The organism is Brevundimonas sp. Leaf168 (assembly GCF_001423685.1).
GTDB classification, from domain to species: domain Bacteria; phylum Pseudomonadota; class Alphaproteobacteria; order Caulobacterales; family Caulobacteraceae; genus Brevundimonas; species Brevundimonas vesicularis_C.
On record NZ_LMOY01000001.1, the window covers coordinates 805773 to 832706 of the forward strand.

A 26934-nucleotide genomic window follows, 5' to 3' on the forward strand; every position below is an offset into this window, starting at 1 on the left:
CAGGAACGCTATCTGCGCTTCTTCCATTTGAAGACGCTAACGCTCGCCACGCGGTGGCTCGCTGCTTGAGCGTCTTCCCACTTTGCCGGGCAAGGATTCTTGTGGCCGAAATCGACGCGCGTCCCGAAAGCGAAATGACCCCTGAGCAAATGACGCCTGAGCGCAGGCAGCGGTTGGGCCGCATACAGTTCCGCGCCTGGCGGCGGGGCTTTCGCGAGGCTGACATGGTGCTGGGTCCGTTTTCCGATCAGGTCGCGCCGACCCTTACCGATGCGGAACTGGACCAATTCGAGCGGCTGATCGACGAGGAAGACCAGTGGCTTTACGGCTGGATCATCGAGCGTGATCCGACGCCGCCCGAGTTCGAGACGCCGGTGATGGCCAAGGTGCGCGCCTTCATGCGCGCCCACGTCGCGGCCGAAGTCGGCAAGGGAATCGGCTGATGGACGACAAGGTCGAATACCGAACCGACGCCGACTTGGGCGGCGCGCCCGAGGGGTTGGACGCGCTGATCGTCGCCGAACGGATCAAGGCCGGCGGCGGCGTCGGCCTGTTCGTCGCACGCGACTTTCAGAGGTCGGGCAGCTTCTTTCAGGCGTTTCAGTTCTTCTCGAAAGATATTGAAGTCCTGGATTATCCGGCGTGGGACTGTCTGCCCTATGACCGACTGAGCCCCACGGCGGGAATCGCCGCGCAGCGGATGGCGACGCTGACGCGGCTGGCGATGCGCAAGCCTGGCGATGCGCCTGTTCTGGTCGTGACGACGGTGTCGGCGGCCATTCAGCGCACGCCGCCCAAGTCGGTCACGACACAGGCCGGGTTCGAAACCAAGGTCGGACGCGATCTCGATATCCAGGCGCTGGAGCGCTATTTCGCCGCCAACGGCTATGTCCGGGCCTCGACCGTGTCGGAGCGCGGTGAGTTCGCGGTGCGCGGCGGGGTCGTCGACGTCTATCCGCCCGGCTTCGAGGAGCCGGTCCGGCTGGACATGTTCGGATCCGAGCTGGAATCGATCCGCACCTTCGATCCCGAAACGCAGCGGTCGACCGGCCAGATGACGTCCGTGTCCCTCGCGCCGGTGTCGGAAGCGCTGCTGGATGCGGCCGCCATCTCGCGCTTTCGCACGGGCTATCTGAACCTGTTCGGCGCGCCGGGCGACGACCCGCTGTATGCGACGATCAGCGAGGGCGCGCGGCGTCAGGGCATGGAACAGTGGCTGCCGCTGTTTTATGAGACCTTGGACAGCCTGTTCGACTATCTGCCGGACGACGCGGCGATCTTCCTAGACAACCAGGTCGAGACGGCCCGCGCCGAGCGATGGGATCTGGTCGCGGACGCCTATGATGCGCGCGCCGAGGCGGCCAAGGCCAAAGGACAAGCCAGCGCCAATCGCGCCTTGCCGCCAAAGCGGCTCTATCTGGACGCCGGAGACTGGAACCAGGCGCTGGCGGGTCGCGCCGTGCGTCGTTTCACGCCCTTCTCCACGGGAGGCGAGGATGCCGGAGGACGGTTGGGCAGAACCTTCGCCGCCGAGCGGGCGCAGGACAGCGTCAATCTGTTCGAGGCGGTGGCGGCCCACGCGGCGGCGCTGAAGGCCGAGGGCAAGCGGGTGCTGTTCGCCTCCTGGACCGAAGGGTCGTCGGAGCGGCTGGCCACCATGCTGGCCGACCATGGGCTGGATCACATCGTCGCCGTGCGCGACTGGGCCGATGTTCAGGCGGCCCCGAAAGATCTCTATCTACGCGGCGTCCTGCCGGTCGAGCACGGCTTTGTCACCGACGAGGTGGCGGTCATTTCCGAGACTGACATCCTGGGCGATCGTCTGGCGCGACCGCGCAAGAAGCGCCGCGCCTCGAACTTCCTGGCGGAGGCGTCGGCCCTGACGACGGGCGATCTGGTCGTTCACCTGGATCACGGGATCGGCCGCTATGAAGGGCTCAAGACGCTGGAAATCCAGCAGGCCCCGCACGACTGTCTGGAGCTGTTCTACGCCGGCGAGAGCAAGCTCTATCTACCAGTTGAAAACATTGACCTTCTGACGCGGTACGGTTCGGACTCCGAGGGCGTCCAACTGGACAAGCTGGGCGGCGCAGGCTGGCAGGCCAGAAAGGCCAAGGCCAAGGAACGTCTGCGCGCCATGGCCGAGGGGCTGATCGCTCTGGCCGCCAAACGGGCGCTGCGCGAGACCGATGCGGTCACGCCGCCGCCGGGTCTGTTCGCCGAGTTCTGCGCGCGCTTCCCCTATGAGGAGACCGACGATCAGCTGAACGCCATCGGCGATGTGCTGGAAGATCTGGGCAAGGGCACGCCGATGGATCGCCTCATCTGCGGCGACGTCGGCTTCGGCAAGACCGAGGTGGCGCTGAGGGCCGCCTTCGTCGTCGCCATGACGGGTCAGCAGGTGGCGATCGTCGCGCCGACGACCCTGCTGGCGCGCCAGCACTACAAGACCTTCACCGAACGCTTCGCCGGCTGGCCGGTCAAGGTGCGTCAGTTGTCGCGGATGGTGGGGTCCAAGGAGGCGGCGGAGACGCGCGCTGGGCTGAAGGACGGCTCGGTCGAGATCGTCGTCGGCACCCATGCGGTGCTGAGCGAACAGGTCGGCTTCCGCGACCTGGGCCTGGTCATCGTCGATGAGGAACAGCACTTCGGCGTCAAGCACAAGGAGAAGCTGAAGACGCTGCGCGCCGACGTGCATCTCTTGACCCTGACCGCCACGCCAATCCCGCGCACGCTTCAGATGGCGCTGTCGGGCATCCGCGAGATGTCGATCATCGCCACCCCGCCGGTCGATCGTCTGGCGGTGCGGACCTACGTCACGCCGTGGGATCCGGTCCTGGTGCGTGAGGCCCTGCTGCGCGAGAAATATCGCGGGGGTCAGGCCTACTACGTCGCGCCGCGTCTGAAGGACCTGCCCGCCATCGAGAAGTTCCTGCGCGAACAGGTCCCCGAAGTGAAGTTCGTCGTCGGTCACGGCCAGATGAGTGCGACCCAGCTGGAAGAGGTGATGAGCGCCTTCTACGACGGGGAATATGACGTCCTGGTCTCCACCACGATCGTCGAGAGCGGGTTGGACATTCCGACGGCGAATACGCTGATCGTGCACCGCGCCGACATGTTCGGCCTGGCGCAACTGTATCAGATCCGGGGTCGGGTCGGGCGGTCCAAGGCCCGCGCCTTCGCCTATTTGACCACCGATGCGGTCAAGCCGATGACCTTGTCAGCCGAGCGGCGGTTGCAGGTTCTGCAGTCGCTGGACAATCTGGGCGCCGGCTTCCAGCTGGCCAGCCACGATCTGGACCAGCGCGGCGGCGGGAATCTGCTGGGCGACGAACAGTCGGGCCACATCCGCGAGGTCGGCGTCGAACTGTACCAGCAGATGCTGGAAGACGCCGTGGCGGAGTTGCGCGAGAAGGGCGAGGGACAGGCCGTGGATCGTGGTTGGTCGCCGTCGATCAATGTCGGTGCTTCTGTCCTCATTCCAGAAGATTACGTGCCAGACCTGAACGTGCGTCTCAGCCTCTATCGTCGTCTTTCCGACGCCGAACAGGCCGAGGATCGCGAAGCCCTGGCCGCCGAACTGATCGACCGTTTCGGGCCCTTGCCGGATGAGGCGCAGCAACTGCTGAAGATCGTCGGCATCAAGTCGAACTGCCGCAAGGCCTGCATCGAGAAGATCGACATCGGACCGCGCGGTGCGGTCCTGACGTTGCGCGACAACAGCTTCCCCAATCCGGCGGGACTGGTCGGGCTGATCCAGAAGAACCACGCCTTCTGGAAAATTCGGCCGGATCAGAAGATCGTCGTTTCGGGCGATTGGCCGACGGCGGAAGAGCGTCTGAAGGTGGCCGAGCGGATCACTGCCGATCTGGCGCGGGTGGCGGGGGCGTAAAGCCCCTCAGCGCGTCTTTTCGAACAGGTCGGCCGAGGCGCGCTCAAGCAGGGCGGCGGCGCTTTCGTCGGGGCGCATCTCGGCGGCGCCGACGTCGAACTCGGCGACGAACGGCGACCTGTCTGGACCTGCGTCGAAGGCGGTGCAGCCGATCACGGCGGCGATTCGCTCTGCAGCCAGACGCGCCGGTTCAGCGTGGGTCGCAGGCAGGGCGAGGGCGAATACCTCCTTCGCCAAGCGGGCAGGGGTGTCCTCGACGCGGACCAGGCGCGAAACCATGGCCCCGATCTGCGGCATGGCGCGATCCAGCCAACCGCCCTGACGGGCCCAAGTGACGGATTCTGTTTCGCGCACTCTCAGAACGCAGACGGATAGCGGGCGCTTGCGCGCGCGCGAGGCCTCGGCGACGCGGCCCAGGTGGCTGGCGAAGAGTTCGGGCGTGAACAGGCCCGTCTCCGGGTCCATCACATCCAGGCTGCGCACCGAGTCCAGCGTCTTGCGGATGCCCAAATGGATGCGATGCGCGCCGGCCAAGGCCAGGATCCGCTCGGCCGTTTCGCTCTCGGGCGTGTCGGCGGAGGCGACGTCTGCGAAGCCGCGATTGAACAGTTCAGCCAGGCTGATCTCGTTCCTGCCGCGCAGATAGAGCATCAGCGGGATGTGATACAGGCGCGTGTTGCGCTTCATGCCCGCCGCGATCGACAGGGCCGGCGCATGGTCTTCGGCGCCCCACAGAACGGCGGCGTCAAACGGGCTTTCGTGCAGATAGTCGAAGGCGGTGTAGGGCGTCGGCGCCGCGACCACCTCGACCCCGGCCGCGGTGAGGGCGTTCGACAGGGCGAGAAAGCGCCGGTCGGCGACGCCGGCGGCCAGAACACGCAAGGGACCATCGTCGTCTGTCCGCTTATCTAGACCCACCCCGCGCGTGGCGAAGGTGGTGACGCGCAGTCGATACTCTTCCTCGGCGATGGCGGCTCGGCCCAGCTGTTCCAGACGCAAAGCGGCTTGGGCCGGATGCGGCGGCGTGGAAGTGGTCAGATCCGCACCCTTCACCGAATCAGGGCGGGCGCCGATGACCATGATGGGCAGCCGGCGCGGCTCGGCGGCGGCGCGCAGCCGTGAAGCCACGTCGGCGTCGAAGGTGTTGATGTCGATGACGGCGGCTTCGAGCGGAAAATCCTGAAGCGTCATCTCGGCGGAGACGACGTCGCGGGCGGTCACTGTCGTCCAGCCCAGCGCATCAAGACCCGCAGCGAGCGGCCCGATCCGGCCATCGTCAGCCGCCAGGATCAATACGCGCGCGTCGAAAGCCAAGCCGATCGTCTCCAAAAGTCGCCGCGCCACTAGCCGGCCGGAAACGCGCGGACCATAGCGACGAGGGTGTTAAGGATGCAATGTCGTCCGGCCGAAGGGATGCGGCCGGATCGCGAATGATCGCCCTCACGCGGATGAGACTTTCGCCGCAGACGAATTCCGCTAGGTTCCGCCGCTTGTGCAACGGTTGTGGGGACCGATTTGAGTGAGCAACTGACATGGTCGGTCCTGAAAGCGCCCGGGTTCTGGGGCGGGCTGGCCGTGAGAGCGTTTACCCGCAGCTGGGGGCGCGACGTCATGCTCTATACGGGCGGCGTGTCCTTCTTCGCCCTGCTGGCCGTGTTTCCGGCGATCGCCATCCTGATCGGCTTCTACAAGCTGGGTCTGTCGATCAGCGAAGTCAGCGCCCAGGCGACCGCTTTGTCGGACCTGTTGCCCAAAGCGGCGCAGACCATTTTTCAGGGCGAGATCACGCGTTTGAGCAATGCGTCGGCGCGAACGGTTTCCGCTCAGAGCGCCTTCGCCCTGTTCGTCGGCGCCTATGCCGCGCACCGAGGTTTCAAGGCCTTGTTGGCGGGATTGAACCTGATCCATGACGAGACCGAGCCGCACGGCTTCTTCAAGTTCAATCTGCTGGCCTTCTTTGTGGCCATCTTCGCCTTTGCGCTGTTCACGGTCGTGTCGGGGGCGGTCGTGACCGTGCGCATTATGGCGCATGCGTCGTCGTCGGCCGCCGGCCTACCTGGGCGCAGCGGCATGGCGCCGCTGGACGCCTTCCTGCCCGCTATCGGCTTGGTCATCGGACTGACCCTGCTTTACCGCTACGCCATGAGCCACAGGACGCCGGTCGCCTGGCTGCCGGCGACGGCGGGCGGTTTGGTGGCGACATTGATGTCGGTCGTGTCGTCATGGCTGTGCGCGATCTATGTCGAACAGATCGCGCCGCTGGGGGCCACCTATGGATCGGTCGGCGCCGTGGTGGTGCTGCTGATCTGGCTGTCGTGGAACGTCAACGCCATCTTTTACGGCGGAGCGTTCGCCACCGAGATGGAACTGGCGGCCAAGGCGCGCGCGATCGCCGACACGCCGCCGGCCGATGTCGTCAATCTGTCGGAGCGTAGGGCCGGGCGCCGGTCTCGATCGTAATGCGAAGAAGGCCGTCGGCCTCGTCGATCTCGAGCACGCGCCCGTCTTTCTGAGACATCAGAAACGGCACATCGATCCGGGCCATCGGATCGGTGGCCAGCAGCACGATCCGCGCGCCGGGCGAGGCGGTTTCCAACGCCTTCATCAGCTTCAGGCTGGGAACAGGGCAGCGGTGACCCCTGGCGTCTATGACGACAGGGTCGCTCACGCGAGCCGATCCGCCAGCAGTTCCAGCGCCACACGAACGCTGGCTTGGCGAATGTCGTCGCGGCCGAGGTCGCCGAACCGCTCGACACGGTGAACGACGCCTTGTGGGCCTGACGCTGCGAAGTGGACCAGACCCACGGGTTTATCGACCGATCCGCCGCCCGGTCCGGCCACGCCTGTCACGGACACAGAGACGGAGGCGCGCGAGTGCGCCACGGCGCCCTCAGCCATGGCAACCGCGACGGCTTGCGACACGGCGCCGTGGGCGGACAGGCTTTCCAGCGACACGCCCAGCATCTGGGCCTTGGCCTCGTTGCTGTAGGTGACGAAGCCGCGATCCAGGACCGCTGACGAACCGGGAATGGCCGTGATCGCACCGGACACCAGACCGCCCGTGCAGCTTTCGGCCGTCGCCAGCATCAGGCCGCGTTCGCTGGCCGTTGCGACAATCTGTTGCGCCAGGTGCGCGATATCTTGGGAAAACATGGTCTTTTCATAGGCCGCGAACCCCGCTCTAACCAGAGCCATGACCGAGGCTGTCGATCCGTTACGCCCCGCCGCCCCGACATCGGATCGCATCGCGCCGATCCTGTTCGCCGTCGCCATCTTCACATCGGCCTGTCTGGTCTTCGTCGTTCAACCGATGGCGGCCAAGCTGCTGTTGCCGACGCTGGGCGGATCGCCTTCGGTGTGGAACGCGTCGATGGTGTTCTTCCAGACCGCGCTGCTCGCTGGATATGGCTATGCGCACCTGCTGCAACGTTTGGCGACGATGCGGGCGCAGGTCGGGGTTCACCTGGGCCTGCTGATCGTGGCGGCGTTTTTCCTGCCCCTGCAGATCAGCGGCCTGTTGGGGGATCCCGATCCGTCCCAACCGGCGATGTGGCTGCTGGCGACGCTGGCGGTGTCCATCGGCGCGCCGTTCGCTGTGCTGTCTGCGACTGCGCCGCTGCTTCAGGCCTGGTATGCGCGCGTGCGGGCCGGACATGCAGACGGCCAGAACCCCTACGTTCTCTATGCCGCCTCGAACCTGGGCAGCTTCTTGGCCCTGCTGGCCTATCCGGTCGTGATCGAGCCGTTGGCCAGCCTGCCGGATCAGCGCCTGGGCTGGAGCGTCGGCTATGGGCTGTTCGTGGTGATGGTCGTGGGGCTGGGCGTTCAGGTCTGGCGACGACGCGAGATTGGAACGGCGGAGCCCGCGCCACTTGAGGCCAGCCCGCCGATTGCTTGGCGCGAAAAGGGGATGCTGGTTCTGCTGGCCGCCGCACCGTCCAGTCTGATGCTGGGGGTGACGGCGCATCTGACGACGGATGTGGCTTCGGCGCCCTTTCTGTGGGTCATACCGCTCGCGCTCTATCTGCTGACGTTTGTCATCGCTTTCCAGACCCGGCCGGCGATTTCGCCAGCCATCGGCCTTGGTTTGCAGGCGGCGGCGGCAGCGGCCTGCGCCGCCCTGATTGCGTTCCGGACAGGCGAATGGCTTCTGGTGTTCACCGTCAATCTGGCGGCCTTCTTCTTCACCGCGCTGATGTGTCACCAGAGGCTGGCGGCGCGGCGGCCGGCGCCGGATCGTCTGACCGAATTCTATCTGTTGCTGTCGCTGGGCGGCGTAGTCGGCGGACTGTTCAATGGCCTGATCGCGCCGGCCGTTTTCGACATGGTGTGGGAATATCCGCTGGTGCTGGTGGCGGTCGGATTGCTGCGGCCGTGGAGCCGTCGCGAGATCAGGCCGTGGGAGATCATCTGCTGCGTCGCCGGCGTGGTCATCGCACTGTTGGGGCCGCTGTCGATGGAGGCGGTCCGCTATGCGCCCGACATTCGCGCGGCCATCCCGGACGCCGAACTGGTGCGGATCGCGCAAGCCATCCTGGGGATCGCGACCCTGTTCGCCTTCCTGGTCCGCGATCGGGCGGTGATGTTCACGATCGTTTTGGCCGCCATCGTATGGTCCGGCTATCATCTGGCGCGCGGTTATGACTGGGCCCTGTCGGAACGCAGCTTCTTTGGCGTGATGCGGGTGGCCAATATCGACGATCCGCTGATGGGCGGGCCGGTCCATGTGCTAATGCACGGCACGACTTTGCATGGCGCCCAGGCCCAGGCGCCGTCGAACCGCTGTCAGCCCACGCTCTATTATGCGACCTCGACGCCGCTGGGGCAGGCGATGCTGCAGATGCAGACGAGACGACTGGACGGCGCACGCGTCGGCGTGGTGGGACAGGGCTCGGGCGCCATGGCCGCCTACAAGCGCGCCCAGGACCAGCTGACCTTTTTCGAGATCGATCCGATGGTGGATCGGCTATCGCGCGACCCTAAATGGTTCAGCTTCATCAAGGGCTGCGCCGATGGGCCGGTGCGGACGGTTCTGGGGGACGCGCGCCTGACTATGGATCGCGAGCCGTCGGGATCCTACGACCTGCTGGTCATCGACGCCTTCTCGTCCGACGCCGTGCCGACGCATCTGCTGACGGTGGAGGCGATCCGCGGCTATCTGCGGCTGCTTGCGCCCGACGGCGTCGTGGTGCTGCATCTGTCGAACCGGAACCTGGAGATCACCCTGCCGGCCGAGGCGGCGGCGCAGGCGCTGAAGGTCCCGCACCTGCACCAGGTCTATATCGAGCAGTCGGGCCAGGGCGACATGGCCGAGGCCTCGACCGAGGCCTTGCTGATCGGCAAGAGTCCGGCGGCGCTGGAGGGCTTCAGGGACGATGCGCGTTGGCGCAAGCTGTCGCCGACGACGGTGCGTCCGTGGACGGACGACTACGTCAATCTGTTCGGATCGCTGGTGCGTCAGATGAAGATGGCGGCGCGCTAGGCGACTGGCGTTTCCACAGTCGCCACGGCCTGGGCGGCCAGACCCTCGCCGCGTCCGGTGAAACCAAGCCCTTCGGTCGTGGTCGCCTTGACGCTGACGGCGTCGAGCGGAAGGCCCAGCAGCCCGGCAATCCGGTCGCGCATGGCCTGGCGGTGCGGCTTCACCTTGGGTCGTTCGCAGATTAGGGTGACGTCGAGATTGACGATGCGGCCGCCGCGCGCCGCGACCAGTTCGGCGGCATGGATCAGGAACTGATCTGACGAGGCGCCTTTCCATTTCGGATCCGTCGGCGGGAAATGGTCGCCGATGTCGCCCGCCGCGATGGCGCCCAGGATGGCGTCGGTCAGGGCGTGGAGACCGGCGTCCGCGTCGGAGTGGCCGATCAGCGTTTGATCGTGCGGCACCTCGATCCCGCAAAGCCAGACGGACCCGCCGGGCCCCCAGCGATGCACGTCATAGCCGGAGCCGATGCGGGTCTGATAACGCTGCGCTTGGGGCAGCAGAGCTTCGGCCATGGCGAAATCCTCGGGATAGGTCAGTTTCATCAGACGCGCATCGCCCTGAACCAGGGCCACCGCACCGCCGCTGCGCTGCACGACGACGGCTTCGTCGGTCGGAGCCTCGGCGTCCGACCAGGCGGCATAGGCGGTCTCGATCACGCCCCGGCGGAAGGCTTGAGGCGTTTGGGCGCGCCACAGACCGTCGCGATCAACCACGTCGGTCATGATTTCCGCCTCGCCACGCCGAAGGCTGTCGGCGACAGGCAGGGCGGGCAGGGCGCCGTCCGAAGTTTCAAGGGCCGACAGTAGACGGTCGATGACGGCGGCGTCCAAAAGCGGACGGGCGGCGTCATGGATCAGCACTGGCTGATCCGTTCCACAGGTCAGAGCTGCAAGCCCGGCGCGGACCGAGTCGGCGCGGGCGGCTCCACCCGCGACGGCTTTCCAACGCGGCAAATCGGACAGCACCTCCGCCACACGCTCAACGGCGTCAGGCGCGATCACGACGATCAGTTCGTCAGCGCCGGCGTTCAGCAGGGCCTCGGCGGACCAGCGCAGCACGGGCTTTCCACCCAGGTTCCGCCACTGTTTGTCGCCGCCGGCGCGCGAGCCGGAACCGGCTGCGACGATGATGCCCGAGAATGTCATGGCGGCCTTGATAGTGCGCGCGGCGACGGGGCGAAACCATCAAAGCGCCGCGGTCGTGCTTGACGAAGGCGACTGCGATGCGGCGAAAGACGGAAATGCCCAAGACCTTGCAAATCGGCGATGTGACCGTGCCCGGCCAGGTGCTGATGGCGCCGATGACCGGCGTGACCGATCTGCCGTTCCGCGTGCTGGCCTCCAGACTGGGCGCCGCCTATGTCGCGACAGAGATGGTGGCGGCCAAGGAACTGGCGCGGGCGCGGCCGGACGTCGTGCGGCGCGCCGCCGTGGGAGCAGGTCTGCCGCTGACCGTCATCCAGCTGGTCGGGCGTGATCCCGAACAGATGGGCGAGGGGGCGCGGATGGCGGAAAAGGCTGGGGCGGACATCGTGGATCTGAACTTCGGCTGTCCGGCCAAGGAGGTGACAGGCTCGGCCGCCGGTTCGGCTCTGATGCGGACGCCGGATCTGGCGTGTCGGATCATGGAGGCGGCGGTCAAGGCGACCGATCGGCCGGTGACAGTCAAGATGCGCCTGGGCTGGGACGACGAGAGCCGGAACGCCGCCGAGCTGGCCCGCCGTGCGGAAGCGATCGGCGTCAAGGCCGTCACGGTGCATGGCCGCACGCGAAAGCAGTTCTACACCGGGAAAGCGGATTGGGACGCGGTCGGGTCGGTGAAGGCGGCGGTCGGCATTCCCGTCATCGTCAATGGCGACATCATCACCGCCGATGAAGCGCGCCAGGCCTTGGCGCAGTCCGGCACGGACGGCTTGATGCTGGGACGTGGCGTCTATGGGCGGCCATGGCTGGCGGCGCACCTTGAACGGGCGCTGATCGACGGCGTGGCGCTGGAGGAACCCGGGCCTGAAGAGCGTCTGGCGATCGTGATCGAACATCTAAGGGCGTCGGCCGAGTTCTACGGCCTGCCGCTGGGTTTGAAGATGTTCCGCAAACATCTGGGCTGGTACATCGAACAGGCGCCGTGGCCGGCCGATCCGCAACACCGTCGCGAGGCGAAGGCAAGAATTTGCCGTCTCGACGATCAGATGGCCGTCGAAGTCGCCATGCACGAACTGTGGCGGCCGGATTTGCCTCGGTCTGGTAAGTCTGCTGTTGAAAATGGGCCACAGGTGTTGGAGACTGCTGTGGCATGACGGATACGCTTTCAGCACGCACCGCTTCGCCCGACCTTGCGTCGGACGACGGGTCGTTCTGGGGGTGGGTGGATAGCGAACGGGCGCGGACCGGCTTCGGACTGGCGTTCTTTCTGGCTGTCGCGATCACGGCGGCGGCCATCTGGCTGGTGGCGGTCGCGCCGGGCGCCACATCGGGGTCGGCGCGCGGATCGAGCAGCCAGATCGCCCTGATTGTGTTGGCCGCCAATCTGCTTCTGATTTCCGGCTTGGCCATCATCGTCGGCCGACGCGTGCTGACCCTTGTGCGCAGCACCGACGAAGCCGGATCGCGCCTTCATCTCAGATTTGTGGCTCTGTTCTCGATGGTGGCCCTGGTCCCGTCGGTGCTGATCGCGCTGGTGTTCGGCGTTCTGGTCAATCGGGGCGTGGATCAGTGGTTCAGCCAAAACGTCCAGGCCTCGGTCGAGAACGGGGCGATCGTGGGACGCGCCTATATCCAGGACGTGTCGGCTGCGATGGATGCTGACTTGGTCACGATTTCGGATCAGTTGGGAAGTGCGCGAAGCCTGTTTGCTGATCGCATTCAGTTCAACGACGCCCTAGGCCAAGTTGGAGACATCTTCGGCTACCCCGCCATCTACATTCTGGATGGCAAGGGCGAGGTGCTGGCTCGTGCTGAAAAGACAGGCGCGCCTCCCTATCTTGCGCCGCCCCGCGATGAACTCGCGGCCGCAGCTGAAGGCGGGCAGCCTCCGCAAACCGTCACGCAGCATCCAGACGCCGTCAGGTCGATCATCGCCCTGCCAGCCTATGGCGACGCCTATCTTTATCTGGTGCGCCCGCTGCAGGACGGCCTTGTGGCGCGAATGAACACGTCGGTTCAGTCGATCCAGGCTTACCGAGAGGCTCAGGAGAGCCGGGAACGCATCCAATCGGCCTTCATCCTCAGCTATCTGGAGACGGCGCTGCTGGTGCTGGTCGGGGCGGTGTGGCTGGGAATGTCGGCGGCCAGCAGCATCTCCGCGCCAATCGGTCGGTTGGTGAAAGCCGCGGGACAGGTCGCAGGCGGCGACTTCACCGCACGGGTCGATAGCGACGGCGCGCCTGCCGAAATCGCAACCCTGTCGGACGCCTTCAACCGCATGACCGGCGATCTGCAGGCGCAGCAGGCGGCGCTGAAGGCCGCGAGCGACGAGGCGCACGACCGCAGCCGCTTCATCGAGACCGTGCTGTCGGGCGTCAGCGCCGGGGTTATCGGCCTGGACAAGCGTGGGCGGGTGTCGGCCATCAATGACAGCGCCCTGCAACTGCTGCACATCGAGGACGCAGAGGTTCTGGGCCATGAACTCGCGGCCCTGTCACCAGAGCTGAGCGATCTGGTGCGGCGCGCTGAGGCCCATATCGAGGAAGACATCGACGTCAGCCGAGGCGGCGACACGCGGCGGCTGCGCGTTCGGATCGAGGGTGGTCTGGGCGGCGAGATGGTTCTGACCTTTGATGATATCACCCGCCTGGTGACGGCCCAGCGAAACGCCGCCTGGCGCGACGTGGCCCGTCGCATCGCCCATGAGATCAAGAACCCGCTGACACCGATTCAGTTGTCGGCAGAGCGGCTGAAACGGAAATACCGCGCGAGGATCGGCGAGGATGTCGAGATCTTCGACCGGTGCACCGACACCATCATCCGCCAGGTCGGAGACATCGGCCGCATGGTCGATGAGTTCTCTTCCTTCGCCCGCATGCCGGCGCCGCGTTTTGCGCCCGAGAATCCGGCCGAAATGCTGCGCGAGGCGGTGTTCGCCCAGCGGGTCGCCGCCCCGGACATCGTCGTCGACATCACCGAGCCCCTGCCTAAGGCAACAATGCAGGCCGACGGCCGCATGGTGGGGCAGGCGCTGATCAACATCCTCAAGAACGCGGGCGAATCGGTTGCAGCGCATAGGCTTGCGGCAGGCGAGGCGGCGGCGTCAGACCGTGCGGGCGTGATCGCGTCGCTGACGATCGAGGACGGCGTCGCGACCTTCGTGATCGAAGACGACGGCGTGGGTCTGCCGGCGCGCGACCGCGATCGCCTGACCGAACCCTATGTGACCACGCGCGAGAAGGGCACGGGCCTGGGACTGGCCATCGTCAAACGCATTTGCGAGGACCACGGCGGCGAGCTGAAGCTGGCCGACGCTCAGACCCTGCGCGGCGCACGCGTGTGCATGATCTTCCCCCTGAAACCCCACGGCAAAGGCGGCGAGGGCGCGGAGCGCAAGCTCCAGACCCTGGCCGCCGAATAGCGAGGCAAGATGCGACCAACCGGTTCCGACATTCTCGTTGTCGACGACGAGGCCGACATCCGCGACCTGGTGTCCGGCCTGCTGGAGGACGAGGGCCATGCCGTGCGCGTCGCCGCCAACTCCGACGAAGCCTTGGCCGCGATCCGCGCCCGAAAGCCGTCGCTGGCGATCCTGGACATTTGGATGCAGGGCGGCGGGCTGGACGGGCTGGAGCTGTTGGAGGTCGTCAAAGAACTGGACCCTGACCTGCCGGTGGTGATGATTTCCGGTCACGGCAACATCGAGACGGCAGTGACGGCGCTGAAACGCGGCGCCTATGACTTCATCGAAAAGCCGTTCAAGTCGGATCGACTGGTCGTCGTGGTCGAACGCGCTATTGAGGCGGCGACGCTGAGGCGCGAGAACCGCCGCCTGCGCGCGGCGACTATGACGCCGTCGGGTCTGATCGGTCGATCGCAGGCCGCGCAGGCCTTGCGCAGCACCATCGCCAAGGTGGCCCAGGCCAACAGTCGGGTCCTGATCGCCGGACCGGCCGGCTCCGGCAAGGAGCTGGTGGCGCGTCAGATCCACGAAGCCAGCCCGCGCGCGCGCGCCGAGTTCGTGGCGATTTCGGCCGCCGGCATGACGCCGGAACGTCTGGATGTCGAACTGTTCGGCGAGGAGGGCCAGGACGGCCGTCCGCGCAAGATCGGCGTGTTCGAACGCGCCCACAACGGCACGCTATATCTGGATGAAATCAGCGACATGCCGCGCGAGAGCCAGAGCCGCATCCTGCGCGTTCTGGTGGACCAGCGGTTCCGGCGTGTCGGCGGAGAGCAGGACGTTCAGGTCGATGTCCGCGTCGTGACCTCGACCTCGCGCGATCTGAAGGCCGAGATCGCAGAGGGACGTTTCCGCGAAGATCTGTTCCACCGTCTGAACGTTGTGCCGATCCGTGTCCCGCCGCTGTCGGAACGGCGCGAGGACATCGCCGAACTAGTCGAATATTTCGTCGACACGATCAGCGCCTCGCAAGGGCTGCCCAAACGCATCGTTGGGGACGATGCGGTGGCGGTGCTGCAAGTCCACCCGTGGCCCGGAAACATTCGCCAGCTGCGCAACAATATCGAGCGTCTACTGATCCTGGCGACCGGCGATCCGGCCGAAACGATCACCGCCGACATGCTGCCGCAGGAGGTGGCGACCTCGAACGGCGGGACGGCGAATCTGGGCGGCGAGCGCACCATCGCCCTGCCGCTGCGCGAGGCGCGCGAGGTCTTCGAGCGGGAGTATCTGGCTGCCCAGATCATGCGGTTCGGCGGCAATATCTCGCGCACCGCCGCCTTCATCGGCATGGAGCGATCGGCCTTGCACAGGAAGCTGAAATCGCTGGGTGTCTCGCCCGCGCGCGGCGGCGATGAGGACGAGCCGGCCTGATGTCACGCGTCGCCTATGTGAATGGCGCATATGCCGCGCATGGCGAGGCCGTGGTCCATATCGAGGATCGCGGTTTCCAGTTCGCGGACGGGGTCTATGAGGTCTGGTCGGTCTTCGACGGGCGGCTGGCCGATTTCGAAGGTCATATGAGCCGCCTTCACCGCAGTCTGAACGAACTGAAGATCGATATTCCGATGAGCGTCGGCGCCCTGGGCGTCGTTCTGCGCGAGACCGTGCGGCGCAATCGTGTGCGCGACGGCATGGTCTATCTGCAGGTTACGCGCGGGACGGCGCCGCGCGATCATGGCTTTCCGGTCGATGTCGCGCCCAGCGTGGTCGTGACGGCCAAGTCGATGGATCCGGCGCGAAATCAGCGACTGGCGAAAAACGGCGCAGCCGGCGTCACCCAACCCGATATTCGCTGGGGACGTTGCGACATCAAGACGGTCGGCCTGTTGCCGAACGTGCTGGCCAAACAGGCGGCGCGCGAGCGCGGGGCCTACGAGTGTCTAATGTATGATGATATGGGTCTGATCACCGAAGGTGCATCGACCAATGCGTGGATCGTGGATGAGCACGGCAGGCTGAGAACGCGGGACATCCAGGCCAATATCCTGCGGGGCGTCACGCGGGCGGCGGTCCTCGAGCTCGCCGCCGCCGAGGGTGTCGTACTGGAAGAACGCGCCTTCTCGGTCGATGAAGCGAAACGGGCGCGTGAGGTGTTCGTCACCGCCGCCAGCGCCTTTGTCATGCCGCTGGTTTCGCTGGACGGCATGAAGATCGGCGATGGCAAGCCCGGCCCCGTCGCAACCCGCCTGCGAGAACTCTATCTTGAACAGGCGCGTCGAGGGGCCATTTAGGGCGTTGCCCGAGCGGCCGGGCGGCGGTTAAGGTCGCGGTCGGCTGCATCGGCCCCGCCGCTCCCACGGCGACAAACAACGAAGAACAGGAAAAACCTGCCATGTCGCAAGACAAACGTCAGAACCTTCAGGACACCTTCCTCAACTCGGTCCGCAAGACCAAGACGCCGCTGACCATCTTCCTGGTCAATGGGGTCAAGTTGCAGGGCATCGTGACCTGGTTCGACAACTTCTGTGTCCTGCTGCGCCGCGATGGCCAGTCCCAGCTGGTGTACAAACACGCCATCTCAACCATCATGCCGTCCGCGCCCGTGCAGCTGTACGAGCCCGACGCCGAAGAAGACTGATTGACCCAAAAACTGATCGACCACACCGTCCCGCTGATCCGGGCGGTCGTCATTCACCCCGACCGACGCTCGGACAGTCCCCGGCTGGCGAGCGAACGGCTTGAGGAGGCGGCGGGCCTTGCTCGCGCGCTAGACCTCGACGTGCGCGCCGAAGAGATCGTGCGGCTGCGCAGCACCACGCCAGCGACCCTGTTCGGCACGGGCAAGGTCGAGGAACTGGCCGCGCTCGTGCGCGCCGCGGACGCCGAAGCCGTCATCATCGACGACGCCCTGACGCCGGTGCAGCAGCGCAATCTGGAAAAGGCGTGGGAGGTGAAGGTCATCGACCGCACCGGCCTGATCCTGGAAATCTTCGGCCGTCGCGCGCGGACCAAGGAGGGTCGGCTTCAGGTCGAGCTGGCGCGGCTGGATTATGAGCGGTCGCGTCTGGTGCGCACCTGGACTCACCTTGAGCGGCAACGTGGCGGCACCGGCTCGACCGGCGGGCCCGGCGAAACCCAGATCGAGCTGGACCGGCGTCTGATCGCCGACCGGATCGTCAGGCTGAAGTCCGAACTGGAGGAGGTGCGACGCACGCGCGGCCTGCATCGCAAACAGCGTCAGAAAGCGCCGTTCCCGACCATCGCCCTGGTCGGCTACACCAACGCCGGCAAGTCGACGTTGTTCAACCGGCTGACGGGATCGGAGGTCTTCGCCAAGGACCTGCTGTTCGCCACCCTGGACACGACCCAGCGCACCATCCGGTTGCCGCAAGGGCGACCCGCCATCGTGGCGGACACCGTCGGCTTCATCTCCGACCTGCCGCATGAACTGGTCGAGAGCTTCCGCGCGACGCTGGAAGAAGTCGGCGAGGCCGATCTGATCCTGCACGTTCGCGACATCGCCTCGCCAGACAGCGCCGCCCAGGCCAAGGACGTCGAGGCCGTGCTGAAGCAGATCGAGACGCCAGAGGGCAAGACGCGCCGGGTGCTGGAGGTCTGGAACAAGATTGACCTGCTGGATGACGAGGCGGGTGAAACTGTGCTGGGTCAAGCCGAACGGTTGGCGAAGGACGGTGAGGCGGTCGCCGTCTCGGCCTGGACGGGCGAGGGGATCGAGCCTCTGCGCCAGATCATCGCCGGCCTGATCGATGATGATCCCGAGACGCAGCTGACGCTCGAGCCCCATCAGGGCGAGGCCCTGGCGTGGCTGTACGAACATGGGCGGGTCACGGCGCGCGATGCGGACGAGCTTGGCCGTACTCACGTCACGGTCCGGCTGCATCCTGCGGCGCTCGGGCGATTCGAGCGCCTGTATCCCGACCTGACCGACTGAGTTTTCATGCATCTGATCGAAACCGTCCTGCTCCTGCTGTTGGCCGTGGTGGTGTCGGGTTCGATCGCGCGGATCACGCGCATCGCCTTGCCGCTGGTTCAGATCGGGCTGGGCGCCGCCATCGTGCTGATCACGGGCAAGACGGTCGATCTTGAGCCGGACATCTTCTTTCTGCTGTTCCTGCCGCCGCTGCTGTTTCTGGATGGCTGGCGAATTCCCAAGGAAGATCTGTTTCGCGACCGGGCGGTCATCCTGGAGCTGGCGCTGGGGCTGGTGCTGTTCACCGTCGTCGGTCTGGGTTTCCTGATCTGGTGGATGATCCCGGAGATGCCGCTGCCGGTGGCGTTCGCCCTGGCCGCAATCCTGTCGCCGACCGATCCCATCGCGGTTCAGGCGATCGCGGCGCGAGCGCCGATCCCGAAGCGACTGATGCACATTCTGGAAGGCGAGTCGCTGTTGAACGATGCGACGGGCCTGACCTGCATGCGGATCGCGGTCGCCGCCGCGACGACTGGCGCGTTTTCGATCGGCCATGCGGTCGGGACGTTCGCCTGGCTGGCTCTGGTCGGGGTCGCCGTCGGCGTTCTGGTCACCATGGCCATCAGCTACGCCAAGAGCTTCGTCAGCCGACGCTGGGGCGAGGACGTGGGCGCGCAGATTCTGGTCAGCCTGCTGATCCCGTTTGCGGCCTATCTGGTCGCGGAAGAGCTGCACGCGTCCGGCATTTTGGCGGCGGTTGCGGCCGGGGTGATGATGAGCTTCACCGAGCGTGGGGGCATCGCCGGCCAGTCGATGGCGATGACGCGGATCCGGCGCAGCGTCGTGTGGGACACGGTTCAGTTTGTGGCCAACGGCATCATCTTCGTGATCCTGGGCGAACAGATGCCCTCGATCATGTCGCGCGCAGCCGAGGTGGTGGCGGGCACCAGCCGGCCCGAGGTCTGGTGGCTGGCGGTCTATGTGTTCGGCATCGTCGCCACCCTGGCGGCGCTGCGGTTCGTCTGGGTTTGGACCTCGCTGAAGCTGACCCTGTTTCGCCGCCGCCATCGCGGTCCGCCGGCCAGGGTCGGTTTGCGGCTGACCATGGTGATGTCTCTCGCGGGCGTGCGGGGCGCGATCACTCTTGCGGGTATTCTGACCCTGCCGTTCGCCTTGGGCGACGGGTCGCCGATGCCGTCGCGGAACCTGGCGATCTTCCTGGCGGCGGGCGTGATCGTAGTGTCGCTGGTGCTGGCGACCTTCGCCTTGCCTCGGTTGCTGAAGAACGTCGAACTGCCGCCGGAGCCTTCGCACGAGCAGGAAGAGGATCGCGGCCGGGTCGCCGCCGCCTCGGCCGCCTTGCGCGCCATCGAGGACGCCTCGCACGCCATGGCGGAGGGCAAGCCCAACCCCGACCTCTATTCCGACATCGCTGGCCGGATCATGGAGACCTATCGCCAGCGGATCGAGACCCACACCCGCACGGACGAGGAAGACGCCGCCCTGACGCGCAAGATGGACGATATCGAGCGTCGTCTCTGGCTGGCCGGCTTGGCCGCCGAGCGCGAGGAACTGCGTCGATTGATGAGGGCGCGTCAGTTGGATGAGGTGACGGCCAAGAAACTGTTCCGTGACGTCGATCTTCAGGAACTGCGCTACCTCTGACGATCCATGAAAGCGGAGACGGCCGCATAGCTGTCGGCGATGCAGTGGGCGCCGCGCGCCGTCAGGCGCTCGGCATGGCCGTCGCGAACATGCCCGCCCGCCGTCAGTCCCACGACCGTCATACCGGCCGCGACGCCTGCCGTGACGCCCGCCTCGCTGTCTTCGATCACCAGGACGCGCGTCGGATCCACGCCCATCGTCTGGGCGGCGTGCAGGAAGATGTCCGGGTGGGGCTTGCCGCGCTCGACCACCAGACCGGTGAAGACCGCGCCGTCGAAATGATCCGTCAGGCCGAACAGGTCCAGACCGACCCCGATCCAGTCCGGGCCGCTGGACGAGGCGATGCAGCGAGGCTCGGTCCGGGCGGCGACGAAGTCCAGCAGACCGGGCACGGGTTCAAGCTGCTGCGGCGCGCGCTGGCGACAGGTCGCAAACCATGTGGTGTGGAAGTCGTCAGGGCAGGCACGACCCAAAGCCGCCTCGACGACCGGCCGGTTGTCGCGCCAGCGCTTGCCCGTATAGGCGGCCAAGACGTCGTCGAGCGAGGTCGGCAGGCCGATGGCGGTCAGTTGCTCGGCCATGACGGTACTGTTCAGCACCTCGCTGTCGGCGACCACGCCGTCGTAGTCGAAAATGATCAGGTCGTAGGTCACGCGGAGGTCGCTCAGGCTTCAGGCGCGGCCTTTTCGGCGACCTTTGCGGCGTCCCAGAGGCGGTCCATCTCGGCCAGATCCGATTGGTCGGGCGTACGGCCGTCCTTCCCCAGCTCGGCCTCGATGAAGCCGAAGCGACGCACGAACTTGGCGTTGGCGGCGCGGAGCGCATCCTCGGGTTCGACGTCCAGCTTGCGCGCCAGGTTGGCGACGACGAACAGAAGGTCGCCCAGCTCTTCGCGCGCCTTGGCCTTGTCGCCGGCGGCGATCTCGACGCGCAATTCCTCAACCTCTTCGGCCAGCTTGTCGAACACTTCATCAGTGGATGGCCAGTCGAAGCCGACGCGGCCGGCGCGTTTGGTCAGTTTGGCGGCGCGGGTCAGGGCGGGAAGGCCGACCGGCACATCATCCAGGACGCCGGGCTTTTTGCGGTCCTTGCGCTCGGCGGCCTTGATGACTTCCCAGGCGATGGTCTGTTCCTTCGAGGAGCGCTGGGCCTCGTCTCCGAAAACGTGGGGGTGGCGGCGCTCCAACTTGTCGGCGATGGCCGTGACCACATCGTCAAAGGCGAACAGTCCTTGTTCCTCAGCCATGCGGGCATGGAAGACGACCTGGAACAACAGGTCGCCCAGTTCGCCCTTCAGCTCGACCAGATCGTTGCGCTCGATGGCGTCGGCGACCTCATAGGCCTCCTCGATCGTATAGGGGGCGATGGTGGCGAAGCTCTGCTCCACGTCCCAGGGGCAGCCGCCGTTGGGATCGCGCAGCCGCTCCATGACGCCGAGCAGGCGATCGATCGGTCTCAACGGCGGGCTCCGTCGCGAGCTTCCAGGGCGAGTCGGATTTCATCGTGCCGCTTCGGCGTCAGGGGATAGCCCTTCAGCACCCAGGCGGCGGCGGCCAGCAACAGGCCGGGGACCAGAATGAACAGGATTTGGAGCGTCAGCAGGGAAAAATCGCTGTTACCCGTCGGTCCTGGCACAGCCTTGAAGCCCACGCCCTGTAGGATCAGATAGGGGATCAGCGCGACCACGTGGCCGATCTTGGTTGTCGCGGACAGGATGGAGAACATCAGTCCTGTGCGATCCACGCCCGTCTCCAGCCGCACCTCATCGCCCGCGTCCGCCATCATGGCGCGCAACAGGAACAGGCCGGCCGCATAGGGCAGGCCGGCGATGAACATGGCGCCCGCCGTCAGCATGAAGTTGCCGCCGGGAACCAGGGTGGCGGCGATGTAGAGAGCTGCGAAGATCAGGCTGGCGACCGCCAGGGCCTTGTCCTTGCCGATGCGCGTGGCCAGCCAGGCCCAGATGGGCGCGCCGCACAGACCGGCGATGAAATAGAACAGCATGAACAGGCCGGCCTGGCTGTGGTCGTAACCCTTGATCTGTCCGAAGAAGAAGAACAGCAGCGAGCCGGTGATGCCGGGTGCGACGCCCAGCAGCAGGTCGGCGATCAAAAGCTTCCGGACCGTCGGCATCTTCAACAGCGCCAGATATGCGCCGGCGCCGCCGTGCGGCTGATCGCCCGCATTGACGGGTTCGGGGACGGCGACCATGGCCAGGCCGATGGTGACGGGCAGGGCGATCAGAATGGCCCAGCCCATGATGCGCACGCCGTCGGCGTATTTCCCGATGCCCGTCTGAACCACCACAGTCGGCAGCACCAGAATCAGGATCACGCCGATGATGTTGAACACCTGCCACCAGCCGTAGACGCGGCTGCGCTGGTCATACTGCGGCGCAAGCACGGCGGCCCAGCCGAGTTGGCCCAGGGTGGCGATCGAAAAGCCGAGATAGAGGACCAGCAGCCAGCCAAACAGATAGGCCGGTCCGGCGCCGGGCTGGACCACGACGAACATCATGAAGGCCGACAGCATCAGGATCGGCGTCGAGATCGCCATCCACGGGCGATAGCGACCGAACCGTGTCTTGGTCTTGTCCATGCCCCAGCCGATGAAGGGGTCGAAGACGATGTCGATCAGGCGCACAGCCATGAACACGGCCGCCACGACTCCCAACTCCAAACCCACATGGGTGGCGTAGAACTCGGGCAGGGTGACGGGCAGGGCGACGCCGAAGGCCGCCAGAGGCAAGCACGGGCCGGAGAAGGCCGCGAGCACGGCGTTTGAACGGCGGGGCGCGCTCGGCGCGGCGGTGGACATGCGTCGGTCCGAAAGGCGCGGCGCGAGTCGGCCGCGCGTCACCATGCCAGCGATCGTTGACGCATGCACTTGTGAGATCGACCGGCTTGGGGCTTCCTGTGGGACATGTGGCTAAGCCTTTTTGCGTTCCTGTCCGTTTGCTGCGTTCTGACGTTCGCCGGCGGCGCGCGGGCGGCCGGGCCCTGCCACACCAATGCCGACGGTTGGCAGGCCCAGGGACTGGCGAACGCGGCATCGGCCTACGGCATGGAATGGGCGCCGTTCGGGGCGGCGGAGTGGGGGTGGCAGGCCTATCTACCGCTGATCCAGCGCGAACTGCATACGGCCTGTGGGCCCGGCACGCCGATCTTCGCATCGCAACTGGCGGGGTTTCAGCAGACGCACGGCCTGGCGCCGACCGGCCTGTTCGATGCGGCGACATTCCAGGTGTTTCGCGGACTTTGGCAGGAGCGACGGCCGTTCGTCATGGCGCGCGTCAGCGGAGCCTGTCCCGAGCCGCCGCCGATCAATCAGCTGGGCTATCTGGTCGAGTCCGAGGAACATGCCGACCGTCTGACACGCCTTCTGCGCAGGGACGTGCTGGACGCCTATCGCCGGCTGGTCGCAGCCGCGCGGGCTGAGGTTCCGGAGGTGGCGGGCGATCCCGAACTGCTGCAGATATTCTCCGGCTTCCGCGATCCCGAGGCGGACGCGGCGCGCTGTGCGCAGCAGGGCAACTGCGACGGGCTGCGTCGTGCCGTCTGTTCGCCGCATCGGACGGGCACGGCGGTCGATCTTTACGTCGGCCAAGCGCCGGGTCTGGGTGTCGATTCCACCACCCCGGCCAGCCGCGAATATATGGCGCGGTCGGCGACCTATCGCTGGCTGGTTGCGAACGCTGGGCGTTTCGGCTTCGTGCCCTATGTCTATGAGCCGTGGCACTGGGAGTATGTGAAGCCTTGGGATCCTTCGTTCGCGCCCTGACCGAAGCTGAAAAGGGCCTAGCGCGAGAGGCGTTCGGTGCCGCGATCGACCTGGCGCCCGTCCGTTTGATCGGTTGGCCGTTCCGCCGCGCCTTTGTGGCTGGACGCTGGTTCGGACGAGACTGGATCGTGTGGCCGCAAGCGCAACTCGTCTCAGACTTCGCGGTCGCGCCTGTTCGTATGCAGGGCGTGCTGATCCATGAACTGACGCACGTCTGGCAGGCCCAGCAGGGCGTCAATCTGCTGTTCGCAAAGCTGAAGGCTGGGGACACACCCGCCTCCTATGCCTACCGCGTGGAACCGACCTGCCGGTGGGACGCCTTGAACATCGAGCAGCAGGCGATGGTGATGGAGCATCGTTTCCACTGTCGCCGCGGTCGCCCAACGCCGGGCGACAAGACTTTTTATGACACCGTCTGTCCCTTCGAGACGTGATTTGATGTCGGGGACTTGCGGAAGGGCAAGCAGCGCGCCAAGTTAGCAACGGTCGTTGTTGCGAATGACGACCCTTGTCATTCAACGGAGCCTCCTCGATGCCGAAAGTCCTCGTCCTCTATCATTCGACCTATGGTCACCTGGAAACCATGGCCGAGGCGGTCGCCGAAGGCGCGCGCGAGGTCGAAGGCGCCGTCGTGGACATCAAGCGCGTGCCGGAAACCGTGCCGGAAGAGCTGGCCAAGGCCTCGCACTACAAGCTGGATCAAAAGGCGCCGATCGCCAAGATCGACGATCTGAAGGACTATGACGCCATCATCATCGGCGCCGGCACCCGGTTTGGTTCGGCCGCGTCGCAGATGCGCGCCTTCCTGGATCAGGCCGGCGGCCTGTGGTTCTCGGGCGCCCTGATCGGCAAGGTGGGCGGGGCCTTTACCGCCACGGCGACACAGCATGGCGGTCAGGAGACGACCTTCCAGGGCCTGCACAACTTCTTCATGCACCACGGCATGCCGGTCGTGGGTCTGCCCTATTCCTTCCAGGGACAAATGACGCTGGACGCCATCCACGGCGGTTCGCCCTATGGCGCATCGACGATCACGGGCGGCGACGGCTCGCGTCAGCCCAGCGACGTCGAGCTGGACGGCGCCCGGTTCCAGGGCAAGCATATCGCCGAGCTGGCCAAGAAGCTGCACGGCTGATCCGATGCGCCAGCCCGCCGTCTTTTTCGGCCACGGTTCACCCATGAATGCGCTTGGCAGTCCCTATGGGGCCGCCTGGCGTGCGCTGGGCGAAGCGATCGGCAAGCCCAAGGGTGTGGTGATGATCTCCGCCCACTGGGAGACGCGCGGGCTGGGCGTCACCGCGCAGGAGAGGCCCGAGACCATCCATGACTTCGGCAACTTTCCGCGCGAACTTCATCAGATGCAGTATCCGGCGCCCGGGTCGCCCGCCTTGGCGGCGCGGGTATCGGCGCTGACCGGGGCCGTCCAGACGCAAGCGTGGGGCCTGGATCACGGGACCTGGTCGGTGCTGTGCCATGTGTGGCCAGAGGCGGACGTGCCGGTAGTGCAACTGTCGCTGAATCGCGAGCTGACGGCGCGCCAGCATTACGAACTGGCCAAGGCGTTGAAACCGCTGCGGGACAAGGGAATCGTCATCGCTGGCTCGGGCGACTTCGTCCACAATCTGCGGACCTGGAAGCGCGAGGACGGCGCAGAGCCCTACGCCTGGGCGACCGGCTTCAACGAGGCGGTGAAGACGGCGTTCGAACGGGGCGACCATGAAGCGCTGATCGACTGGGTGGGTCTGGCCGAGGACGCGCAACTGAGCGTGCCGACCGACGAACATTTCCTGCCGGTGCTTTACATCGCCGCCCAGCAGGAGCCGGGCGAGGCGGTCAGCTTCTTCAACGACCGTATCGACGGCGGCTCGATCTCGATGACGGGCGTCCGGATCGGCTGATCAGGCCGCCTTCTCGGCCTCTACCATCTTCTGGATCGACACATAGTCGGTCTTGCCGGTGCCCAGGACGGGGACCTCGGCGACCTTGACGATCTTTTTCGGCACGATCAGTTCGGGCGCGCCGTTGGTTCGCGCCCATTCGGCCAGGGGCGCGACCTCAGCGTCGGCGTGGTCAGTGACGAGCACCAGCTTCTCGCCCTTGCGGCTGTCCGGAATCGACACCACGGCGTGGCGCTGATCCGGCCAGACGGCGCCGGCGATCCCTTCGACGGCGGTCAGCGAGACCATCTCGCCGCCGATCTTAGCGAAGCGCTTGGCGCGGCCGCGGATGGTGACATAGCCGTCGTCCGTCACATCGACGATGTCGCCGGTGTCCAGCCAATCGTCGCCGATCGGATCCCACTGCAACGGCTCGGCCGAGGTGACATAGCCGCTCATGACATTGGGCCCGCGCAGCATCAGGCGACCGCCCGCGTCGATGCCCTCAACGGGCTCCAGCTTCCAGTCGATGCCAGGCAGCACCTGACCGACCGTGCCGGGCGTGTTGCGGTCAGGATGGTTGACGGCGATCACGGGCGAGGCCTCGGTCGCGCCGTAGCCTTCCAGCAGTTCGACGCCGCCGAACTTGGTGTTGAACAGGGTGCGGGTTTCCTCGCGCACCTTCTCGGCGCCGGCGACGACGAACTTCAGCGTCGAGAAGTCGTTCGGTTCGGCGACGCGGCCGTACTGGTTCAGGAAGGTGTCGGTCGCGAACAGGATCGATGCGTTCACCTGGGGCAGCAGGTCGGTGATCTGTTTGGCGTGCAGCGGCGACGGATACTGGAAGGCCTTCAACCCTTGCAGCAGCGGCAGGATGACCCCGCCGGTCAGGCCGAAACAGTGGAAGGTCGGCAGGGGATTGAACATCACCCATTCGGGCAGCAGGTCGATGTGGGCCGCCACCTGACGCGCATTGGCGACGAGGTTCTTCTGGCTCAGCACCACGCCCTTGGGCGTGCCGAAGCTGCCGGAAGTGAACAGGACGACGCCCGGCGCGTCCGGATCCGTCTTCACGCGGAACCGCTTGGGCGCCGCGCCGGCGGCGAGGCCGTAGAGCTTGTCGGCCAGGCCGATGGTCTTGCGTACATCGTCCAGCCAGACGACCTCGGCCACCGTCTTCAGTTCGACGATCAGGTCGTCCAGCTTGGCCTGGTCGATGAAGCGTTTGGCGGTCAGCACCTTGTTGACGCCTGAGGCCTTGATCGCCGCCTTCAGATTGGCTTCGCCGGCGGTGAAGTTCAGCATCACCGGCACGCGACCGTGGGCGTGCAGACCGAAGAAGGTGACGACGACGCCCATGGACGATGGCAGCAGGATCGCGACCCGCTCGCCCTTGTCGGTCATATTGGCGATCTTGCGCCCCAGCACGAAGGCGGCGCGGATCAGGCCGGTGTAGGTCAGCGGATGCCGGTCCTGATCCTCCAGGATTTCCTTGTCGCCAAAACGCGACCGCGCATCGATCAGGGCGTCGATCAGGGTCGAGTCGTAAAGCGAGGGGTCCAGGGCCTGGCGCAAGCGCGTCTCCTACGGAGGACGCGGGCGGCCCTCTCTGTTGTTCGGGCGACTGTCATTAATGACGCCGCGTCATCTTGAAAAGATGCGTAACGTCGCGTGAGTTCCGATGCGCGATCACGCCTGCGGCAAGTCTGTTACCCGGTGTGCCTTGCCTAAACGGCCTCAAAGTCCGAAATACCGG

General features: G+C 66.0%; 23 protein-coding genes. 15 read left to right on the forward strand and 8 right to left on the reverse strand.

Annotation, left to right across the window (positions count from 1 at the left end; all coding sequences use genetic code 11):
* Positions 1-134 precede the first annotated feature (134 nt).
* A complete protein-coding gene (locus ASF81_RS03985) occupies positions 135-443 on the forward strand; it encodes a succinate dehydrogenase assembly factor 2 (RefSeq protein WP_200932859.1) in 309 nt (102 codons plus the stop codon).
* Positions 443-3892 carry a transcription-repair coupling factor gene (mfd, locus tag ASF81_RS03990; protein WP_055805016.1) on the forward strand — a complete coding sequence of 1150 codons (3450 nt, stop codon included), beginning with the start codon at positions 443-445 and terminating at the stop codon, positions 3890-3892. Before ASF81_RS03985 ends, mfd begins: the two co-directional genes overlap by 1 nt.
* Positions 3893-3898: 6 nt before the next feature.
* On the opposite strand, the gene ASF81_RS03995 is transcribed toward mfd, so the two are convergent.
* Positions 3899-5206, reverse strand: coding sequence for a diguanylate cyclase domain-containing protein (locus ASF81_RS03995; RefSeq protein WP_055805435.1), 1308 nt, complete (start codon positions 5204-5206; stop codon positions 3899-3901).
* Between the two features lie 297 nt (positions 5207-5503).
* Between ASF81_RS03995 and ASF81_RS04000 the strand changes: the two genes are divergently transcribed.
* On the forward strand, positions 5504-6352 hold the full coding sequence (locus ASF81_RS04000) for a YhjD/YihY/BrkB family envelope integrity protein (protein ID WP_017504819.1): 849 nt from the start codon (positions 5504-5506) through the stop codon (positions 6350-6352).
* Here the strand turns inward: ASF81_RS04000 and ASF81_RS04005 are convergent.
* Together ASF81_RS04005 and ASF81_RS04010 are read right to left on the reverse strand one after the other, a co-directional pair.
* Positions 6309-6560, reverse strand: a complete 252-nt coding sequence (locus ASF81_RS04005; RefSeq protein WP_055805020.1) for a sulfurtransferase TusA family protein — start codon at positions 6558-6560, stop codon at positions 6309-6311. The genes ASF81_RS04000 and ASF81_RS04005 overlap by 44 nt on opposite strands.
* Positions 6557-7045 (reverse strand): CinA family protein, encoded by a 489-nt coding sequence (locus ASF81_RS04010; protein ID WP_055805442.1) that lies wholly within the window; start codon positions 7043-7045, stop codon positions 6557-6559. Before ASF81_RS04010 ends, ASF81_RS04005 begins: the two co-directional genes overlap by 4 nt.
* Positions 7046-7085: 40 nt before the next feature.
* Here ASF81_RS04010 and ASF81_RS04015 point away from each other — a divergent pair, with 40 nt between their 5' ends.
* Positions 7086-9374: a spermidine synthase gene (locus ASF81_RS04015; protein WP_055805023.1), complete on the forward strand. Its 2289-nt coding sequence runs from the start codon at positions 7086-7088 to the stop codon at positions 9372-9374.
* Here the strand turns inward: ASF81_RS04015 and ASF81_RS04020 are convergent.
* Positions 9371-10522: a bifunctional 2-C-methyl-D-erythritol 4-phosphate cytidylyltransferase/2-C-methyl-D-erythritol 2,4-cyclodiphosphate synthase gene (locus ASF81_RS04020; RefSeq protein WP_055805026.1), complete on the reverse strand. Its 1152-nt coding sequence runs from the start codon at positions 10520-10522 to the stop codon at positions 9371-9373. The genes ASF81_RS04015 and ASF81_RS04020 overlap by 4 nt on opposite strands.
* 95 nt (positions 10523-10617) lie before the next feature.
* On the opposite strand from ASF81_RS04020, the gene dusB reads away from it, so the two are divergent.
* The 7 genes from dusB to ASF81_RS04055 all read left to right on the forward strand — a co-directional run bounded on the left by dusB (position 10618) and on the right by ASF81_RS04055 (position 19521).
* On the forward strand, positions 10618-11673 hold the full coding sequence (dusB, locus tag ASF81_RS04025; RefSeq protein WP_055805447.1) for a tRNA dihydrouridine synthase DusB: 1056 nt from the start codon (positions 10618-10620) through the stop codon (positions 11671-11673).
* Entirely contained in the window at positions 11670-13940 is a 2271-nt protein-coding gene (locus ASF81_RS04030; RefSeq protein WP_055805028.1) for a PAS domain-containing sensor histidine kinase, read from the forward strand. The genes dusB and ASF81_RS04030 overlap by 4 nt, the downstream gene beginning before the upstream one ends.
* Before the next feature lie 9 nt (positions 13941-13949).
* The gene (locus tag ASF81_RS04035) at positions 13950-15356 is read left to right on the forward strand and encodes a sigma-54 dependent transcriptional regulator (protein WP_055805031.1); all 1407 of its coding nucleotides are present in this window, start codon (positions 13950-13952) and stop codon (positions 15354-15356) included.
* Positions 15356-16216 carry a D-amino-acid transaminase gene (locus ASF81_RS04040; protein ID WP_055805035.1) on the forward strand — a complete coding sequence of 287 codons (861 nt, stop codon included), beginning with the start codon at positions 15356-15358 and terminating at the stop codon, positions 16214-16216. Before ASF81_RS04035 ends, ASF81_RS04040 begins: the two co-directional genes overlap by 1 nt.
* Before the next feature lie 101 nt (positions 16217-16317).
* Positions 16318-16563 (forward strand): RNA chaperone Hfq, encoded by a 246-nt coding sequence (gene hfq, locus ASF81_RS04045; protein ID WP_003164861.1) that lies wholly within the window; start codon positions 16318-16320, stop codon positions 16561-16563.
* Positions 16564-17877: a GTPase HflX gene (gene hflX, locus ASF81_RS04050; RefSeq protein ID WP_055805040.1), complete on the forward strand. Its 1314-nt coding sequence runs from the start codon at positions 16564-16566 to the stop codon at positions 17875-17877.
* A gap of 6 nt (positions 17878-17883) precedes the next feature.
* Positions 17884-19521: a Na+/H+ antiporter gene (locus tag ASF81_RS04055; protein WP_055805044.1), complete on the forward strand. Its 1638-nt coding sequence runs from the start codon at positions 17884-17886 to the stop codon at positions 19519-19521.
* Here the strand turns inward: ASF81_RS04055 and ASF81_RS04060 are convergent.
* From ASF81_RS04060 to ASF81_RS04070, 3 genes are read right to left on the reverse strand one after another with little or no spacing between them, the layout of a single operon-like run.
* Positions 19512-20174 (reverse strand): HAD family phosphatase, encoded by a 663-nt coding sequence (locus tag ASF81_RS04060; protein ID WP_055805047.1) that lies wholly within the window; start codon positions 20172-20174, stop codon positions 19512-19514. The two genes, ASF81_RS04055 and ASF81_RS04060, sit on opposite strands and share 10 nt — an antisense overlap.
* An 11-nt stretch (positions 20175-20185) precedes the next feature.
* Positions 20186-20980 carry a nucleoside triphosphate pyrophosphohydrolase gene (gene mazG / locus ASF81_RS04065; RefSeq protein ID WP_082503414.1) on the reverse strand — a complete coding sequence of 265 codons (795 nt, stop codon included), beginning with the start codon at positions 20978-20980 and terminating at the stop codon, positions 20186-20188.
* On the reverse strand, positions 20977-22338 hold the full coding sequence (locus ASF81_RS04070) for an MFS transporter (RefSeq protein ID WP_055805449.1): 1362 nt from the start codon (positions 22336-22338) through the stop codon (positions 20977-20979). The genes mazG and ASF81_RS04070 overlap by 4 nt, the downstream gene beginning before the upstream one ends.
* 105 nt (positions 22339-22443) lie before the next feature.
* Between ASF81_RS04070 and ASF81_RS04075 the strand changes: the two genes are divergently transcribed.
* The 4 genes from ASF81_RS04075 (at position 22444) to ygiD (ending at position 25199) form a co-directional block, all read left to right on the forward strand.
* A complete protein-coding gene (locus ASF81_RS04075; RefSeq protein ID WP_055805054.1) occupies positions 22444-23301 on the forward strand; it encodes a D-alanyl-D-alanine carboxypeptidase family protein in 858 nt (285 codons plus the stop codon).
* The gene (locus ASF81_RS04080) at positions 23277-23735 is read left to right on the forward strand and encodes a hypothetical protein (RefSeq protein ID WP_055805058.1); all 459 of its coding nucleotides are present in this window, start codon (positions 23277-23279) and stop codon (positions 23733-23735) included. Before ASF81_RS04075 ends, ASF81_RS04080 begins: the two co-directional genes overlap by 25 nt.
* 98 nt (positions 23736-23833) lie before the next feature.
* Positions 23834-24436: an NAD(P)H:quinone oxidoreductase gene (gene wrbA, locus ASF81_RS04085; protein WP_055805062.1), complete on the forward strand. Its 603-nt coding sequence runs from the start codon at positions 23834-23836 to the stop codon at positions 24434-24436.
* A 4-nt stretch (positions 24437-24440) separates the two neighbouring features.
* Positions 24441-25199: a 4,5-DOPA dioxygenase extradiol gene (gene ygiD, locus ASF81_RS04090; protein ID WP_082503415.1), complete on the forward strand. Its 759-nt coding sequence runs from the start codon at positions 24441-24443 to the stop codon at positions 25197-25199.
* Here ygiD and ASF81_RS04095 read toward each other — a convergent pair whose 3' ends face one another.
* On the reverse strand, positions 25200-26753 hold the full coding sequence (locus tag ASF81_RS04095) for an AMP-binding protein (protein ID WP_055805065.1): 1554 nt from the start codon (positions 26751-26753) through the stop codon (positions 25200-25202). It lies immediately after the preceding gene.
* Positions 26754-26934: the final 181 nt, after the last annotated feature.

Bases quoted from the DNA above. Each gene is read 5' to 3' on its own strand.
- ygiD (WP_082503415.1), top strand. From the start codon at position 24,441: ATGCGCCAGCCCGCCGTCTTTTTCGGCCACGGTTCACCCATGAATGCG.
- mfd (WP_055805016.1), top strand. From the start codon at position 443: ATGGACGACAAGGTCGAATACCGAACCGACGCCGACTTGGGCGGCGCG.
- ASF81_RS04010 (WP_055805442.1), bottom strand. From the start codon at position 7,045: ATGTTTTCCCAAGATATCGCGCACCTGGCGCAACAGATTGTCGCAACG.
- ASF81_RS04055 (WP_055805044.1), top strand. From the start codon at position 17,884: ATGCATCTGATCGAAACCGTCCTGCTCCTGCTGTTGGCCGTGGTGGTG.
- ASF81_RS04000 (WP_017504819.1), top strand. From the start codon at position 5,504: ATGCTCTATACGGGCGGCGTGTCCTTCTTCGCCCTGCTGGCCGTGTTT.
- ASF81_RS04070 (WP_055805449.1), bottom strand. From the start codon at position 22,338: ATGTCCACCGCCGCGCCGAGCGCGCCCCGCCGTTCAAACGCCGTGCTC.
- wrbA (WP_055805062.1), top strand. From the start codon at position 23,834: ATGCCGAAAGTCCTCGTCCTCTATCATTCGACCTATGGTCACCTGGAA.
- ASF81_RS04075 (WP_055805054.1), top strand. From the start codon at position 22,444: ATGTGGCTAAGCCTTTTTGCGTTCCTGTCCGTTTGCTGCGTTCTGACG.
- ASF81_RS04030 (WP_055805028.1), top strand. From the start codon at position 11,670: ATGACGGATACGCTTTCAGCACGCACCGCTTCGCCCGACCTTGCGTCG.
- ASF81_RS04020 (WP_055805026.1), bottom strand. From the start codon at position 10,522: ATGACATTCTCGGGCATCATCGTCGCAGCCGGTTCCGGCTCGCGCGCC.
- dusB (WP_055805447.1), top strand. From the start codon at position 10,618: ATGCCCAAGACCTTGCAAATCGGCGATGTGACCGTGCCCGGCCAGGTG.
- ASF81_RS04035 (WP_055805031.1), top strand. From the start codon at position 13,950: ATGCGACCAACCGGTTCCGACATTCTCGTTGTCGACGACGAGGCCGAC.
- ASF81_RS04040 (WP_055805035.1), top strand. From the start codon at position 15,356: ATGTCACGCGTCGCCTATGTGAATGGCGCATATGCCGCGCATGGCGAG.
- ASF81_RS03985 (WP_200932859.1), top strand. From the start codon at position 135: ATGACCCCTGAGCAAATGACGCCTGAGCGCAGGCAGCGGTTGGGCCGC.
- hfq (WP_003164861.1), top strand. From the start codon at position 16,318: ATGTCGCAAGACAAACGTCAGAACCTTCAGGACACCTTCCTCAACTCG.
- ASF81_RS04015 (WP_055805023.1), top strand. From the start codon at position 7,086: ATGACCGAGGCTGTCGATCCGTTACGCCCCGCCGCCCCGACATCGGAT.